The following is a 14,116-nucleotide window of genomic DNA, read 5'->3' as shown; positions in this document are numbered from 1 at the left end:
AATATATGACCGGTCGTCTACTTTTGCAACGAAAAAAAACGATGGGAACGCTTTGCACTGAAACCGAGAGCGGCGAAGGCTTCGGGCAGGAGCGGTATGCGGTCGCCGATCAGAACGTTTTTTGGCTCCGCTCGGCGCCGGCGCGGATTGGAAAGCTGCTCCGCATAGGGATCAAACCGAGAACGATCGGCGCGAAGTTTCGCTGCGGCACCTGGCTCCGTCAGGTCCGTAGGTTGCATCCGCCGATGCGGAACCGTAGAGAAAATTCAGGCTGGAATCGACGTGGCGGCGCAGCAGGCCGATATAAGCGCCGTTAAGCTCGTTCCGTCTTTTGCAGGCCGAAGTCAGGCGCACGATTTCGCGCCACTCGCTCCGGAGGGCTTCCGCTTGCGGCATCGCGGAATCGAGCCGGTCGAGAAAAGCGCCGATGTCGCCTTCGTCGGACGGCAGGCCATGAGCGCGGACGAACTCGCTCTGCCGGGCGGCCAGGTCATTGAGCAGAAATGCGAGCTTCCGCTTGTTCGAAGCGGTCAGTTCCAATGCCGCGGCCTCGCGCGCGGCGAGACAGTCCGATTCCTTCTCCAGCAGACTCAACATCTCGCCGAGTCCGGCGAGCGTCTGGCGGAACAGTTCGCGAAGATCCTGAAGGTGCGCGCTCATGAAAATCCGGCAAGCACTCGTTCCATGCCGATCAGCTTCTCCGCCGCTCGCTGCGGGTTGATTTCGTAGCTGCCCGACTGAAGCGCGCCGGCAATCCGCTCCACCCGCGACTCGTCCACCGGGGATTCGCTCAGCAGGCGGTCTTTGATCTCGGAGAGCCGTAGCGACGTTTCGGAGGACGCGCCGCCGACCGCTGTCGACGAGGCATCGGAAGCGCCTGCGCCGGACGAGATTTCTTTATTCGCTTTTTTCTGAACCCCTCCGCTGGAGAGGCTGCCCAGGGTGTTTTGAAGTTTGATGTCCATGACCGTTCCTCTTGGGAGAAGCTTTTTGCCTTATGATCCGTTATCGGCCTCCCGAGCGCCGACTTTAGCGCCAAATCGGTTTTTTTGTCTGCCGCTCAAAGCCCTATCAGTACGAGGCCGGGAGCTGCAACCGTGCCCTCCACGATTTTTTCGGACTGGTCGTTGCGGACGCGAATCCTCTGGCCGATTTCCCCGTCGGCCAGCGCCTGCCCCGACATATTGACGGTAAAATGGCTACTCTCCGCCCGAATGATGACCTTTTGCCCGCGCTTGATCAGTTTCGGCACGGTCAGCCATTCTGGGCTCAGTACCGTGCCCGCCGCCAATGTCCGCTTGGCGGGCCGGTCGACGACCGCTTCGAAGGACGTGAAATAACTGCCGCGCAGCTCCGCGAGCTCCCGTTTCTCCAGGCCCAGGTCGGCCTCGGTGAGCATGGCGCCCTGCCTGACTGGCTTCTTGAGCACGACGACGTCCCGGTAGGCTTTCACGCGAACCTTATGGTACAGCGTCCACGGACGCTCGCCGGAGCAGCGCACGCCAACGGAAAGAAAACCGCTTTCGCGCCGCCCCGGAAGAAAGAAGGTTTCCAGGGACTTCTCGCAGAGAGGCAACTGCAAACGCCTGTCGAGCATGATCGGCTCCGCTTGGAAATCCTGATTGCGCTGACGGAAATCCGACTCGATCAGCGCCATGATCGCGGCCGATATCGACTCGCGGGATTGTCGTTGAACGTCCCCGAAAGCCGCGGGCGCCGCCAGCGCGAGCAGTAACAAAAATTTCGGTTTGCTTCGCATACACACCCCCATGATCCAATGAAGGAAGCACGTAACATGCCGATCGCACTCAAGCGGATCGCACTCCAGCCGCTACACTTTAGGCACGCAAACATTTTCCCCGGAGATTCGCGATGGCAGGCATACTCGAAGGCGTAGATCAAAGAACCAGGCTCGCGGGACACAATCGCCTCGAACTGCTGCTGTTCAAACTCGGCGGCCGCCAGCGCTTCGGAATCAACGTATTCAAAGTGCGGGAAGTGATCCAGTGTCCGCCCCTGACGCGGTTGCCGAAGTCTCATCCGGTCATTTGCGGGGTTGCCCACCTGCGCGGCAAAACCATACCCGTGATGGACCTGTCCATGGCCATCGGCGCACGCCCGCTGCCTCGCGACGGCGGCGGCTATGCCATCATTACCGAGTACAATCGATCGATCCAGGGATTCTTGGTCAGCACCGTCGACCGCATCATCAACATGGGGTGGGAGCAGATTCAGCCGCCGCCGAAAGGCGCCGGCAAAGAAAGCTATCTTACTGCCGTCACGCAATACGAAAGGGAACTCATCGAGGTCATCGACGTGGAAAAGGTGATGAAGGAAGTCATGGGCGGCAACGACCACGTTTCGGACGGCGTGATCGACGAAAGCGCCAAGGCCTCCGAACAGCACGTGCTGGTGGTGGACGATTCGCTGGTGGCCCGCAATCAGATCATGCGGGTATTGGAGCAGCTCGAGGTGACGAGCACGATCGCCAAAGACGGCCAGGAGGCGATGGAAATCCTCGAACGCTGGGTAGCGGAAGGAAAAAATCTAAATGAATATTTGGCCATGATCATTTCCGATGTGGAAATGCCGCGCATGGACGGCTATACGCTCACGGCCGGCATGCGCAAAAATCCGGCCATGAAAGACGTATACGTGTTGCTCCATACCTCCATGAGCGGCGTTTTCAACCAGGCGATGGTCGAGAAAGTCGGAGCCGACAAGTTTCTCGCAAAATACGTTCCGGACGATCTTGCGAGAATCGTACAGCAGCGCCTGAAAGAACATCTGTCGGCGCAGGCGGCAAAAAGGATAATAAGCGATTCCGGATCGAGCGAAATTACGCAAGCCGCCTTTGCGCGCCGCTTGGCCGTCAAGTCAGTGTGTCAAACGGAGACTTCATGAAACCGGATTTGAATCCCGACGAATTTGCAATCTTTCAGAAATTTCTCATGGATTCCTGCGGGATACTGCTCGGCGAGAGCAAGCAATATCTGGTCAAAAACCGTTTGACCGGTCTGTTGAAAGAAGGTGATTACGCATCCATCACGCAATTGATCGCCGCGCTCCGCGCCGGCACCGTCTCCTCCAGGCTCAAATCCCGCATTATCGATGCGATGACCACGAACGAGACTTTTTGGTTTCGCGACAACGCCCATTTCGAGGAACTGAGATACGTCCTGCTGCCGGCCTGGGCGGCCAATAAAACCGGTGGCACCTTGAGAGTCTGGTCCGCCGCCTGCTCTTCGGGACAGGAACCTTATTCCATCGGTATCTGCGTCGAAGAATTCTTCCGTTACGGCTGGACCGGCATAAAGAGAAACGTACAGATCATCGGTACCGATATTTCGGAATCGGTTTTAGCCGAAGCCAACCAGGCCGTGTATAGCGACATGGCCTTGTCGCGCGGGCTCGACGGCAATCTGAAATCGCGTTACTTCGAACCCTATCAGGGCAATTGGAAGCTCAAACCGGAAGTCGCCGACCGCGTCCGCTTTCAGCAATTCAATCTGCTCAAGCCTTTTGCGGCGCTCGGCCGGTTCGACATCGTCTTTTGCCGCAACGTGTTGATTTATTTCTCCGAAGAACTGAAGTGCGATATCCTGGAACGCATCGCCAAAGTGCTCAATCCGGGCGGCTACCTGTTCCTGAGCAGCACGGAGTCGCTTCCCTCCGGACTGGACTCGTACGAAACCGTTCGCGGCGCCGCTTGCCGCTACTACCGTCTGAAGCCGACAGCCTGACGGTATCCGGCAAACCGGCCGCCTCAAGTGGCGGAAAATTGCCGCCCTCCGCTTCCGTCTCGACGCCGCAATTCTCAAGCCCTTGTTTAAACAAGGACTTTTTGCATGGCATATCTCGTGCTTGGTACTACACGGCAGGCAACGAGGAGATGTTTATGACGATCAACTTCGATAATGCTCTCGGCATTCACCCTTTGGCGCTGAAGCTCCGCGACCGGCGCACGGAATTGCTGGCCTCCAATTTGGCCAACGCCGATACGCCGAACTACAAAGCCCGCGACCTGGATTTCCGTTCGGTATTGCAAGGCGTCCACCCCGCTCCCCTCGATCTCGCGATCACCCGTGACGGGCATCTGGCGGCGACGGCATCCGGAGCGCAAGGAGAAGCCTTGTATCGGATACCGCAGCAACCCAGTCTGGACGGCAATACGGTGGAAACCGAACAGGAGCAGATGCGTTTCGCCGAAAACGCGGTCCAGTATCAAACCACGCTCAACTTCTTGAGCGGCAAGATCGTTTCTTTGAAAACCGCCCTGACGGGAGAATAACCGTGTCGTCCTTCAAAATCTTCGATATCGCCGGCTCCGGCATGGCGGCGCAGTCGCTGCGGCTCAACCTGGTGGCCAGCAATCTGTCCAATGCGGACAGCGTCAGCAGCAGCATCGAGCAGACTTATCGATCGCGCCAGCCGGTATTTGCGGCGCAGCTTCAGGAGGTCATGGACGAGCGCAACGCGCCGGTCGGCGTAAAGGTGCTCGGCGTGGTGGAAAGCCAGACGCCCCTGCGCATGGAATATGCGCCGGAGCACCCGATGGCCAACGCCGACGGCTATATCTTCAAGCCGAACGTGAACACCATCGAGGAAATCACCAACATGATGTCGGCATCCCGCTCCTACCAGGACAACGTCGAGGTGGCGAACACCGCTAAGCAATTGATGCTCCAGACCTTGCGCCTGGGACAAAGCTGAGGTGACGGAACATGAGTATCGACGTCAACACGCTCAAATCTCTCGGACTGACCGAAACCGCGGCGCCGACTCGGAAACGCAACGAACTGGGCCAAGAAGACTTTCTCAAGCTGATGGTCACCCAACTGACCAGCCAAAACCCCTTAAAACCCCAGGACGGCACCGAATTCGTCAATCAGTTGGCGCAGTTCAGCACGGTGACGGGAATCCAGCAACTGCAATCCTCGTTCGCCGACTTTGCGGCTTCCGCCAACAAGGAACAAGCCTTGATGGCCGCCAATCTGGTGGGACGATCCGCGATGGTCGCCTCCGATAAAGGCATTTTGGCGGCAAACGGCAAGATCGAGGGCGAATTGAACGTGCCGCCCGAGGCCGATCAGGTCAATGTCCGCATCATGGACAAGAACGGCAATTTGATCCGGGTTTTGGACCTCGGCCCGCAAGCCGAGGGGCCGCTGTCGTTCGAGTGGGACGGCAAGCTGGACGATGAATTGCACTTTGCCGATCCCGGACTTTACAGGATCAAGGCCGAAGCCGTCGTCGCCGGCCGAACGACGGCGCTCGAAACGCAGATCGCCGCTCCGGTGGAAAGCGTGACCGTAGGCGGATCGAAAGGCATGGAAGTTCAACTGAGCGGTCTCGGGCGTTACACCTTGAACGACATCCGAGCCGTCCTTTAGCAATCACAATTCCAGCGAGGTAAGTCATGGCCTTTAACACTGCCCTGAGCGGCCTGAACGCCGCGTCCAACATGCTCTCGGTAACCGGCAACAATGTCGCCAACGCCAATACCACCGGGTTCAAGAAATCGCGCTCCGAGTTCGCCGACGTGTACGCCAGCAGCCTGGGAGGCGTCTCGTCCATCACCCCCGGCGCCGGCGTCCGGGTCACCAACGTGGCGCAACAGTTCAACCAGGGCAACCTCGACTTCACCGAGAACAACCTCGATCTCGCGATCAGCGGCGAAGGCTTCTTCGTCCTCGGCGACAACGTCGACAACATCAACGAACGGGTCTATTCTCGCGCCGGCGCCTTTCACATGGATCGGGACGGCTATGTGGTGAATCACCTCGGCCAACCGCTGCTGGTCTATGCGCCGAACGGCGAAACCGTGGAGGAAGGTTTCAGTACCGGCGTGTTCCAGACCTTGCGACTCGATTCGACGCAAGGTTTGCCGAAGGCCACCAGTTCCATGGACATGGGCGTCAATCTGGACGCCCGCAAAACCGCGCCCGCCGCTACGCCTTTCGACCCGAACGACGCCAGCAGCTACACCCATTCCACGTCGGCCACGATCTACGACTCGCTGGGGAACACCCACATCGCGACCAGTTATTACGTCAAGACCGCAAACCCCAACGAATGGCAACAGTATGTCTATGTGGACGGGCAAGACATGCTGGGAAGCCCGGCCACGCTAACTTTCGATCAGGACGGCAAGCTCACCCAAGTCAATTCTTCGGCGACATCCACCCAATTCCAAACGAACCCCGTCTCGATCAATTCAAGCGCCCAGCCCATCCAGCTCACCATAGACCTGGCCGGTTCGACCCAGTTGGGCAGCGCGTTCAGCGTCAACACCTTGAACCAGGACGGTCTCACCATCGGCCGGCTCACCGGCGTCGACATCGACGACACCGGCATCGTTTTCGCCCGCTTCAGCAACGGCGGCTCCAAACCGCTGGGGCAAGTGGCCATGGTTCGCTTCCAGAACCCGCAGGGACTGTCCAAGCTCGGCGACACCACCTGGGGCGAAAGCGCCAATTCCGGCGTGCCGATCAACGGCGTGGCCGGCACCAGCAGTTTCGGTTCCATCAAGAGCGGCGCGCTGGAGGGCTCCAACGTGGATTTGGCGCAGCAACTGGTCAATCTGATCGTCGCCCAGCAGGCCTACCAGGCGAACGCGCAGACCATTTCCACGGAAAACACGATCACCCAAACGCTGCTCAACATTCGTTAACACACCATAGCCAGGACCTTCGACCATGGACCGCAGCCTTTACGTCGCGATGAGCGGCGCCAAGCAGATACTGCTGGCGCAGGCTTCCAACGCCAACAATCTGGCGAATGCGAATACGCTCGGATTTCGCGCGGATTTCGAACAACTCCGATCGATGCCGGTATTCGGGAACGGTTATCCGAGCCGGGTCTACGCCATGGCCGAGCGCCCCGGCGTCGATTTGTCGACGGGCTCCTTGCAAACCACCGGACGGGATCTCGACGTCGCCGTCGACGGCGACGGCTGGCTGGCCGTGCAAGCCGGGGATGGCAGCGAAGCGTATACGCGAGCCGGGGACTTGCACATCACGCCCACGGGACAACTCGTCACCGGCAGCGGCTTGCCGGTGCTCGGCAACGCCGGGCCGATCGCCATCCCGCCCGCGCAAAAGGTCGAGATCGGCGCGGACGGAACCATCAGCATCATCCCGCAAGCCGCCAACGCCGTCGATCTGACGGTGCTCGACCGCATCAAGCTGGTGAAGCCGGATAAGTCCCGGCTCGAAAAAGGCGCGGACGGATTGATGCGGACCCAGGACGGCGTTCCGGCGGAAGCCACCAACGAGGTTCGACTGGTGACCGGCTCGCTGGAAGGCAGCAACGTCGGCACCGTCGAAGAAATGGTGCAGATGATCGAACTGGCGCGGCAATTCGAATACCAGATCAAGATGATGAAAACCGTCGAAGACAACGGCAATGCAAGCGCCGAACTCATGCGGATCGGCTGAAGACACTCCGAGAGGTTAAAACCATGACCACCCCTTCCCTTTGGATCGCCAAGACCGGCCTGGACGCGCAGCAAACCCATATGTCGGTAATCTCGCACAACCTGGCGAACGTCAACACCACCGGCTTCAAGAAGGATCGGGCTCTCTTCGAAGACCTGCTCTACCAGAACGTCCGGCAGGTGGGCGCGCAGACCACGCAAAACACGACGCTGCCGTCCGGCCTGCAACTCGGCACCGGCGTCCGGACCGTCGCCACGGAAAAGATTCATACCCAAGGCAACATCCTCCAGACCGGGAACTCCCTGGATGTCGCCGTCAACGGCCGCGGCTTCTTCCAGATCCTGATGCCCAACGGCGATATCGCCTACACCCGGGACGGCACATTCAAGCTCGATTACAACGGCCAGATCGTCACCAACGGCGGCAATCCCCTGGAACCGGCCATCACCGTGCCGCAGGATGCCTTGAGCATCACCATCGGCGATGACGGAACGGTATCCGCCCTGCAACCGGGCAACCCCGCCCCCAATATCATCGGCAACATCCAGTTGGCGGACTTCATCAACCCGACCGGGCTGGAACCGGTCGGGGAAAACCTGTACCGGGAGTCGGTCTCGAGCGGTCCTCCGATCATGGGCATACCGGGAGAAGACGGCATCGGAAAACTGGTCCAGGGCTCCCTGGAAACCTCGAACGTGAATGTCGTGGAAGAACTGGTCAACATGATCGAAACCCAACGCGCTTACGAAATGAATTCCAAAGCCATCGCCACCACGGACGAGATGCTCGGCTTCGCCACCAATACGCTCTGATCGATCCGATGAACTACGCGGCTCTCTTTCTCATCCTGCTGACCCTGAACGGCTGCGCCGCCCTCCTCAATCCGCCGCCGCGGCGCGACCCGGCTTATGCGCCGGCCCGCCCCGAGGATATGATGCCTTCGGTGCAGAATCCCGGCGCGATTTTTCAGTCGGGCTACGACATGCGGCTGTTCGAGGACTCCAAAGCGCGCCGGGTCGGCGATACCCTCACCATCCGGCTGGTCGAAAGAACGAACGCCCAAAAGAATGCAGACACCAAGGCCGACCGTTCGGCCACCACCACCGTCAAGGCGCCCATGCTGATGGGCCAGGAAGCGGCTCAAATCCTCGGCTACAACGTAGCGAGCAGCCTGGAATCGACGCATAAGTTCGAAGGCAAGGGCGAGAGCAAGCAGAACAATGCCTTGACGGGAAACATCAGCGTCACCGTGGTGGAAGTGCTGCCCAACGGCAATCTCCGGGTGCAGGGCGAAAAGCGCGTGGGGCTGAACCAGGGCAACGAATACATCAAGCTCTCGGGGATCGTGCGCCCGGTGGATCTCGATACCAACAATACGGTGGACTCCACCAAGGTGGCCGATGCGACGTTCATCTACAACGGCGAAGGCGTGGTGGCCGACGCCAACCGCATGGGTTGGCTGCAACGCTTTTTCACCAGCATACTGTTCCCCTTCTGATCGAATCGAATCGAGGCAAGGCCGTGGATATGTTCTCGCTGCGCGCAATCATGAGGATCGGTCTTCTCGGCCTTGCCCTGGCGCACGCCCAGGCGATGGCGGAGCGGGTCAAAGACATCGCCTCGGTCGCCGGCGCCCGCAGCAACCAGCTGATCGGCTACGGCCTGGTCACCGGATTGAACCGTACCGGCGACTTGACCCGGTTTACCAGCCAAACCCTGCGCAACATGATGCTCCAACTGGGCATGACCGTGCCGTCCGGAATCGATCTCAGATCGAGAAACATCGCCGCCGTATCGGTTCAGGCCGAACTGCCCGCCTTTGCCAAGCCCGGACAGACGATAGACGTCAACGTTTCATCCCTGGGCGACGCCAAGAGTCTCCGCGGCGGCAGCCTGCTGATGACACCGCTCAAGGGCGCCGACGGCCAGATTTATGCGATTGCCCAGGGTAATCTCGTGGTCGGCGGACTCAGCGCGCAAGGCCAGGACGGTTCCAAAATCACCGTCAACGTGCCGAGCGCCGGCAGGATTCCGAACGGAGCCACGGTGGAACGCGAAGTTCCGACCGGGTTCGCGCAAGGCAGCCATCTGATGCTCCACTTGCACACGCCCGATTTCACCACCGCCAACCAGGTAGCCGACATCATCAACCGGACCTACGGCGGAAGCGTGGCGCGACCGGTGGATGCGGCATCGGTCCAGGTCAGCGCGCCGCACGATCCGGCCCAGCGGGTTTCGTTCACGTCCCTGATCGAAAACCTGGAAGTGAGTCCCGGCGAAGCTCCCGCCAAGGTCATCGTCAATTCGCGCACCGGCACGGTGGTGATCAGCAGCCATGTCCGGGTGCAGCCCGCCGCCGTGACCCACGGCAATCTCTCGGTGACCATCAGCGAAAAACCCATCGTCAGCCAGCCCCCGGCGCTGTCCGGGGGGACGACCGCCGTGGTACCCCGTTCCGACGTTACCGTGAACGAGGAGGCGAACCGCATGTTCGTATTCAATCCCGGCGTATCGCTGGATGAAATCGTGCAGGCCGTCAACCGCGTGGGCGCCGCGCCGAGCGATCTGGTGGCCATTCTGGAAGCCCTGAGAAGCGCGGGGGCGCTGCGCGCCGAACTGATCGTGATTTAGGAGACGCCCATGCTCAAGCAGACCGGCCTGGCCGATGTCTATACCGATTTCAACGGCACCGCCCGGCTCAAGAATCAGGCCAAGCAGGACCCCAAGGCGGCGCTGAACGAAACCGCCCGGCAATTCGAATCGCTGTTCATCCAGATGGCGCTGAAAAGCATGAGGAACGCCGTGCCGAGCGGCGGCCTCGCGGACGGCAAGCAGTCGCAGACGTTTCGCGACATGTACGATCAGCAACTGGCGGTGGAGCTGGGCAAGCGATCGAGCCTCGGCCTGTCCGATATGCTGGTCCGGCAGTTGGGCGGCGACAAATCTTCCGACGGCGCTAAGCCCGGCCTGAACCTCGACGATTACCGCAGCAATGCCCTGCCCGGCATCGGTAAGAGAGCATCCGAACGCGCGGCCGCGGGCGATTCCACGCCTTCGTCCGCAAGCGCCGCCCGGATGATCGATAAACCTCGGTCCGATCGAAGCGCATCCGGAACCGGACCGTTCGCCAATGCCGAGAAATTCGTGAATACGCTGTGGCCGCACGCCCGGGACGCGGCGGCCGAACTGGGCGTCGATCCCAAGCTGCTGCTGGCGCAGGCGGCTTTGGAAACGGGCTGGGGAAAAACCATGACGGTGCGCGGAGACGGCGGGCACAGCCATAATCTCTTCGGCATCAAGGCCGACCGGCACTGGACCGGCCGGCACGTGACCGCGCGAACCCTGGAATATGTCGACGGCGCCGCCGTGCGCGACAGAGCGGCATTTCGCGCGTACGACGACTATGCCGAGAGCTTCCGGGATTACGTGCATTTCCTGAAAACCAATCCCCGCTACGCCGAGGCTCTGAAGCATGCCGAAGATCCACGCCGGTTCATGGCTTCCTTGCAGAAGGCCGGCTATGCCTCGGACCCCGACTATGCCCGCAAGGTCCTTTCCATATACGAGGAAAATCGTGCACTTGAAAAACTGCCGGCTGCCTGACTCGGTCTTCAGTCGAGGCGGCCGGTGCCGATAAAAAGTATCAGAGCGTCATTCATTCGAGCGGTTGAATCATGGCAAGTGGACTTCTCGGCATAGCGACATCCGGACTGATAGCGGCTCAGCGCGGGCTGTCGACGACCGGACACAACATCGCCAACGTCAACACCGAAGGCTACAGCCGGCAGAGAACGGAGCAAGTCGAGCGCTTGCCGTCGTTCACCGGAGCGGGTTTCATCGGCAACGGCGTCGACATCGCGTCCATTACCCGCTCCTACGACGGTTTTCTCAACACTCAGCTTCGCAACAGTCTGTCCGTCCATGCGGAATTGGAGACGTATCACGGCATGGCCGCGCAGGTCGACAACTTCATCGCCGATCCCGACGCCAGCCTGTCGCCCTCGCTGCAATCGTTCTTCAATTCGGTCCAGGAGGTGGCCAACGACCCCACGTCGATCGCCGCGAGGCGCGTGATGTTGACCGAAGGCGAAACGCTGGCGCGGCGTTTTAATGCGCTCAACGGCCGCATGGACGACTTGCGCAGCCAAATCAATCAAAACTTGAGCACCGATCTCGATGAGATCAACGGCCTGGCCAAGGGAATCGCCGCCTTGAACGAGCGCATCGTCGTCGCCTACAACCAGGCGGGCAAGCCGCCCAATGATCTGCTCGATCAGCGCGACCTGCTGGCGGAACAGTTGTCGCAGAAAGTGGGCACCAGTCTGTACCAACAAAAGGACGGTTCCTTGAACGTCTTTATCGGCAGCGGACAGGCGCTGGTCATGGGTTCGACGGCAAGCCGGCTGAGCCTGCAAAATTCGGCGTACGATCCCAGCCAGAAAGATATCGCCGTTACGACCGGCGGTTCGACCGCCGTTGTCGTTACCGGCGCCGTCAGCGGCGGAGAAATCGGGGGACTGCTGCGCTTCGGCAGCGAGGTGCTCGATCCGGCGCAAAACGCGCTGGGACGGATCGCCGCGGGAATTGCCGCCGCATTCAACGTCCAGCATTCGTCCGGCGCCGACTTGAACGGAAACCCCGGCGCCAATTTCTTCAGCGACGTCGCGAATCCGGCGATCGGCCAATACGGTTGGTTCAACAAACAAACGAACGGCGGAAATGCCGTGTTGTCCGTCGCTTTCGACAACGGCGCCGTAAACGGCCCTGCCGATTTGACGGCAAGCGATTACCGGCTGGATTTCGACGGCGCCAATTACACGCTCACCCGCTTGATCGACAACTACTCGTTTCCTCCCAATACCACCGGAGCCTTCGCCGATGACGGCTTGAGCATCGGCATCGGAAGCGGCTCCGCAGCCGCCGGCGACAGCTTTCTGATTCGCCCGTTCCGCCGAGTTGCCGGCGATCTGAGCGTTTCGCTCGGCGACCCGCGAGCGATCGCGGCGGCCGGGCAGCCTTTTGCCGGCCCCGGCGACAACACCAATGCCCGCGCCCTCGCCCAGCTACAGACGACGCCCTCGCTTTTGGGCGGAAAAGCCACTTACCAGGACGCCTACAACGAAATCGTGGGCGACGTGGGCACGCTGAGCCATGCCGCCGAGATCGACAGCACCGCGCAGAAGCAGTTGCTCGACCATGCCCGACAAGCGCGCGATTCGGTCTCGGGCGTGAATCTCGACGAGGAAGCCGCCAATCTGCTGCGCTATCAACAAGCCTACCAAGCCGCCGCGCAACTGATTCCCGTACTGAACGACATGTTCGACGCGCTGATCGGAGCCGTGAGGAGATAAGCATGCGTATTTCGACGCCCTTGATGGAGCGATTCGGCATCGACGCCATCCTCAAACAGCAGGCCGAACTCTCCAAAACTCAGTTGCAGCTCTCCGCAGGACGGCGCATCCTGACGCCCTCGGACGACCCCAGCGCCGCGGTCCGCGCGCTGCACCTGAACGAATCGTTGGAAACCAACAAGCAGTTTCAGTCCAACATTCAGGCAACCCGCTCCAGACTCCAATTCGAGGACTCCACGCTGGCGGGAGCGGGCAACGTGCTGCAACGGGCGCGCGAACTGACCGTCCAAAGTCTCAACGACACGCTGAGCCCCAGTGATCGCCAGGGCATCGGCCAGGAAATGCGGCAGCTTTTGGACGAAATGCAGGGCCTTGCCAATACGCGGGACGCCGGCGGCGAATACATTTTCGCCGGCTTTCGCTCCGACACGATTCCGTTCGCGTTCGACGGCAATCGAACCCCGCCCAGCTATGTCTACCAAGGCGACAAGAACCAGCGGCTCCTGCAAATCGGTCCGCAACGGCCGATGGCCGACGGCGACTCCGGGTTCGCCGTATTCGAGAACGTTCCCTCGAACTCGGGAGCCAGCGCGATCGCCGCATCCGGAGGTCGGCAGAGCATACTCAATACCCTGTATTCTCTGACCCAGGCCCTGAACGGAAATTTCACAGCGTCCCACGGCGCCGTCCTCGGAGCGAAGGACCTGTCCTCCGGCATCAATTACGGCAGTCCGGTCACTTTCGACCTGACCGTCGACGGCGGCGCGGCAACCGCGGTCTCCATACCCGCAGGAAACTATGCCTCCGCCGACGACCTCGTTACCGCCATCAACGCCGGCATCGGCGCCACCGCTTTGAGCGGAAAAGTTGTCGCCCAGCAGCGGTCGGGATTCATCGAGTTCGTTTCGGCAACCACCGGAGCAACCTCGTCTGTAACGATCAGCAACAATATAAATAACGTTCTGACCGATCTCGGTTTCGCCGATCCGCAATCCGGAACCGGCGCCGATCCGACCTTTCACGATGCCGCCAGCGCCGCGCTGACCGATATCGACGCAGCGCTGCAAAACATTCTGGATACCCGCACCAGCGCGGGCGCGCGCCTGAACGCCCTGGACGAGCACGAGGACCTGCTCGGCAAGTTCGTCGTCGACACCCAGGCGAATCTGTCCGACATCCAGGACCTGGACTACGCGGAAGCGATCAGCCGGTTCAATATTCAGCAAGTTGCACTTCAGGCCGCGCAGCAGGCTTACGTAAAGGTGCAGGGATTGTCTCTTTTCGATTATCTTCGTTAAGGGCTCGGCGTTCTGCGCTTCCGCGCAC

General features: G+C 60.4%; 16 protein-coding genes. 13 read left to right on the top strand and 3 right to left on the bottom strand.

The annotated features are described in order from the left end of the window. Positions 1-171: 171 nt before the first annotated feature. The 3 genes from ACWJKU_RS07685 to flgA form a co-directional block, all read right to left on the bottom strand. Complete coding sequence (locus tag ACWJKU_RS07685; protein WP_454147365.1) at positions 172-660, bottom strand: flagella synthesis protein FlgN; 489 nt, start codon at positions 658-660, stop codon at positions 172-174. Continuing rightward, the gene (gene flgM / locus ACWJKU_RS07680; protein ID WP_454147363.1) at positions 657-965 is read right to left on the bottom strand and encodes a flagellar biosynthesis anti-sigma factor FlgM; all 309 of its coding nucleotides are present in this window, start codon (positions 963-965) and stop codon (positions 657-659) included. Before flgM ends, ACWJKU_RS07685 begins: the two co-directional genes overlap by 4 nt. Positions 966-1,060: 95 nt before the next feature. Beyond that, positions 1,061-1,759, bottom strand: a complete 699-nt coding sequence (gene flgA, locus ACWJKU_RS07675; RefSeq protein ID WP_454147361.1) for a flagellar basal body P-ring formation chaperone FlgA — start codon at positions 1,757-1,759, stop codon at positions 1,061-1,063. Between the two features lie 113 nt (positions 1,760-1,872). Here flgA and ACWJKU_RS07670 point away from each other — a divergent pair, with 113 nt between their 5' ends. From ACWJKU_RS07670 to flgL, 13 genes are all read left to right on the top strand, one after another. Then, a complete protein-coding gene (locus ACWJKU_RS07670; RefSeq protein WP_454147359.1) occupies positions 1,873-2,904 on the top strand; it encodes a chemotaxis protein CheV in 1,032 nt (343 codons plus the stop codon). Further along, positions 2,901-3,743 (top strand): CheR family methyltransferase, encoded by an 843-nt coding sequence (locus ACWJKU_RS07665; protein ID WP_454147357.1) that lies wholly within the window; start codon positions 2,901-2,903, stop codon positions 3,741-3,743. Before ACWJKU_RS07670 ends, ACWJKU_RS07665 begins: the two co-directional genes overlap by 4 nt. A gap of 155 nt (positions 3,744-3,898) precedes the next feature. Next, positions 3,899-4,291, top strand: a complete 393-nt coding sequence (gene flgB, locus ACWJKU_RS07660) for a flagellar basal body rod protein FlgB (RefSeq protein WP_454147355.1) — start codon at positions 3,899-3,901, stop codon at positions 4,289-4,291. 2 nt (positions 4,292-4,293) lie between these two features. Next, a complete protein-coding gene (gene flgC / locus ACWJKU_RS07655) occupies positions 4,294-4,713 on the top strand; it encodes a flagellar basal body rod protein FlgC (RefSeq protein WP_454147353.1) in 420 nt (139 codons plus the stop codon). 11 nt (positions 4,714-4,724) lie between these two features. After that, entirely contained in the window at positions 4,725-5,393 is a 669-nt protein-coding gene (locus ACWJKU_RS07650; protein ID WP_454147351.1) for a flagellar hook assembly protein FlgD, read from the top strand. Positions 5,394-5,419: 26 nt separating this feature from the next. Further along, entirely contained in the window at positions 5,420-6,673 is a 1,254-nt protein-coding gene (gene flgE / locus ACWJKU_RS07645; RefSeq protein WP_454147349.1) for a flagellar hook protein FlgE, read from the top strand. Positions 6,674-6,698: 25 nt separating this feature from the next. Further along, entirely contained in the window at positions 6,699-7,439 is a 741-nt protein-coding gene (flgF, locus tag ACWJKU_RS07640) for a flagellar basal-body rod protein FlgF (RefSeq protein WP_454147347.1), read from the top strand. Positions 7,440-7,462: 23 nt separating this feature from the next. Next, a complete protein-coding gene (gene flgG / locus ACWJKU_RS07635) occupies positions 7,463-8,251 on the top strand; it encodes a flagellar basal-body rod protein FlgG (protein WP_454147345.1) in 789 nt (262 codons plus the stop codon). Between the two features lie 8 nt (positions 8,252-8,259). Next, on the top strand, positions 8,260-8,937 hold the full coding sequence (gene flgH, locus ACWJKU_RS07630; protein ID WP_454147343.1) for a flagellar basal body L-ring protein FlgH: 678 nt from the start codon (positions 8,260-8,262) through the stop codon (positions 8,935-8,937). Between the two features lie 29 nt (positions 8,938-8,966). Continuing rightward, a complete protein-coding gene (locus ACWJKU_RS07625; RefSeq protein WP_454148068.1) occupies positions 8,967-10,070 on the top strand; it encodes a flagellar basal body P-ring protein FlgI in 1,104 nt (367 codons plus the stop codon). Positions 10,071-10,079: 9 nt separating this feature from the next. Further along, positions 10,080-11,042, top strand: coding sequence for a flagellar assembly peptidoglycan hydrolase FlgJ (flgJ, locus tag ACWJKU_RS07620; protein ID WP_454147341.1), 963 nt, complete (start codon positions 10,080-10,082; stop codon positions 11,040-11,042). Positions 11,043-11,113: 71 nt separating this feature from the next. After that, a complete protein-coding gene (gene flgK / locus ACWJKU_RS07615) occupies positions 11,114-12,790 on the top strand; it encodes a flagellar hook-associated protein FlgK (RefSeq protein ID WP_454147339.1) in 1,677 nt (558 codons plus the stop codon). Positions 12,791-12,792: 2 nt separating this feature from the next. Next, positions 12,793-14,088 carry a flagellar hook-associated protein FlgL gene (gene flgL / locus ACWJKU_RS07610; protein ID WP_454147337.1) on the top strand — a complete coding sequence of 432 codons (1,296 nt, stop codon included), beginning with the start codon at positions 12,793-12,795 and terminating at the stop codon, positions 14,086-14,088. The last annotated feature ends 28 nt before the right edge of the window (positions 14,089-14,116 follow it).

Source organism: Methylocaldum sp. MU1018, assembly GCF_053646775.1.
This window is presented reverse-complemented; position numbering and strand designations above follow the sequence as displayed.

What these genes read in the sequence shown, in the direction of transcription:
- ACWJKU_RS07685 (WP_454147365.1), bottom strand. Translation starts at nt 660, where the DNA reads ATGAGCGCGCACCTTCAGGATCTTCGCGAACTGTTCCGCCAGACGCTC.
- flgM (WP_454147363.1), bottom strand. Translation starts at nt 965, where the DNA reads ATGGACATCAAACTTCAAAACACCCTGGGCAGCCTCTCCAGCGGAGGG.
- flgA (WP_454147361.1), bottom strand. Translation starts at nt 1,759, where the DNA reads ATGCGAAGCAAACCGAAATTTTTGTTACTGCTCGCGCTGGCGGCGCCC.
- ACWJKU_RS07670 (WP_454147359.1), top strand. Translation starts at nt 1,873, where the DNA reads ATGGCAGGCATACTCGAAGGCGTAGATCAAAGAACCAGGCTCGCGGGA.
- ACWJKU_RS07665 (WP_454147357.1), top strand. Translation starts at nt 2,901, where the DNA reads ATGAAACCGGATTTGAATCCCGACGAATTTGCAATCTTTCAGAAATTT.
- flgB (WP_454147355.1), top strand. Translation starts at nt 3,899, where the DNA reads ATGACGATCAACTTCGATAATGCTCTCGGCATTCACCCTTTGGCGCTG.
- ACWJKU_RS07650 (WP_454147351.1), top strand. Translation starts at nt 4,725, where the DNA reads ATGAGTATCGACGTCAACACGCTCAAATCTCTCGGACTGACCGAAACC.
- flgE (WP_454147349.1), top strand. Translation starts at nt 5,420, where the DNA reads ATGGCCTTTAACACTGCCCTGAGCGGCCTGAACGCCGCGTCCAACATG.
- flgF (WP_454147347.1), top strand. Translation starts at nt 6,699, where the DNA reads ATGGACCGCAGCCTTTACGTCGCGATGAGCGGCGCCAAGCAGATACTG.
- flgG (WP_454147345.1), top strand. Translation starts at nt 7,463, where the DNA reads ATGACCACCCCTTCCCTTTGGATCGCCAAGACCGGCCTGGACGCGCAG.
- flgH (WP_454147343.1), top strand. Translation starts at nt 8,260, where the DNA reads ATGAACTACGCGGCTCTCTTTCTCATCCTGCTGACCCTGAACGGCTGC.
- ACWJKU_RS07625 (WP_454148068.1), top strand. Translation starts at nt 8,967, where the DNA reads ATGTTCTCGCTGCGCGCAATCATGAGGATCGGTCTTCTCGGCCTTGCC.
- flgJ (WP_454147341.1), top strand. Translation starts at nt 10,080, where the DNA reads ATGCTCAAGCAGACCGGCCTGGCCGATGTCTATACCGATTTCAACGGC.
- flgK (WP_454147339.1), top strand. Translation starts at nt 11,114, where the DNA reads ATGGCAAGTGGACTTCTCGGCATAGCGACATCCGGACTGATAGCGGCT.
- flgL (WP_454147337.1), top strand. Translation starts at nt 12,793, where the DNA reads ATGCGTATTTCGACGCCCTTGATGGAGCGATTCGGCATCGACGCCATC.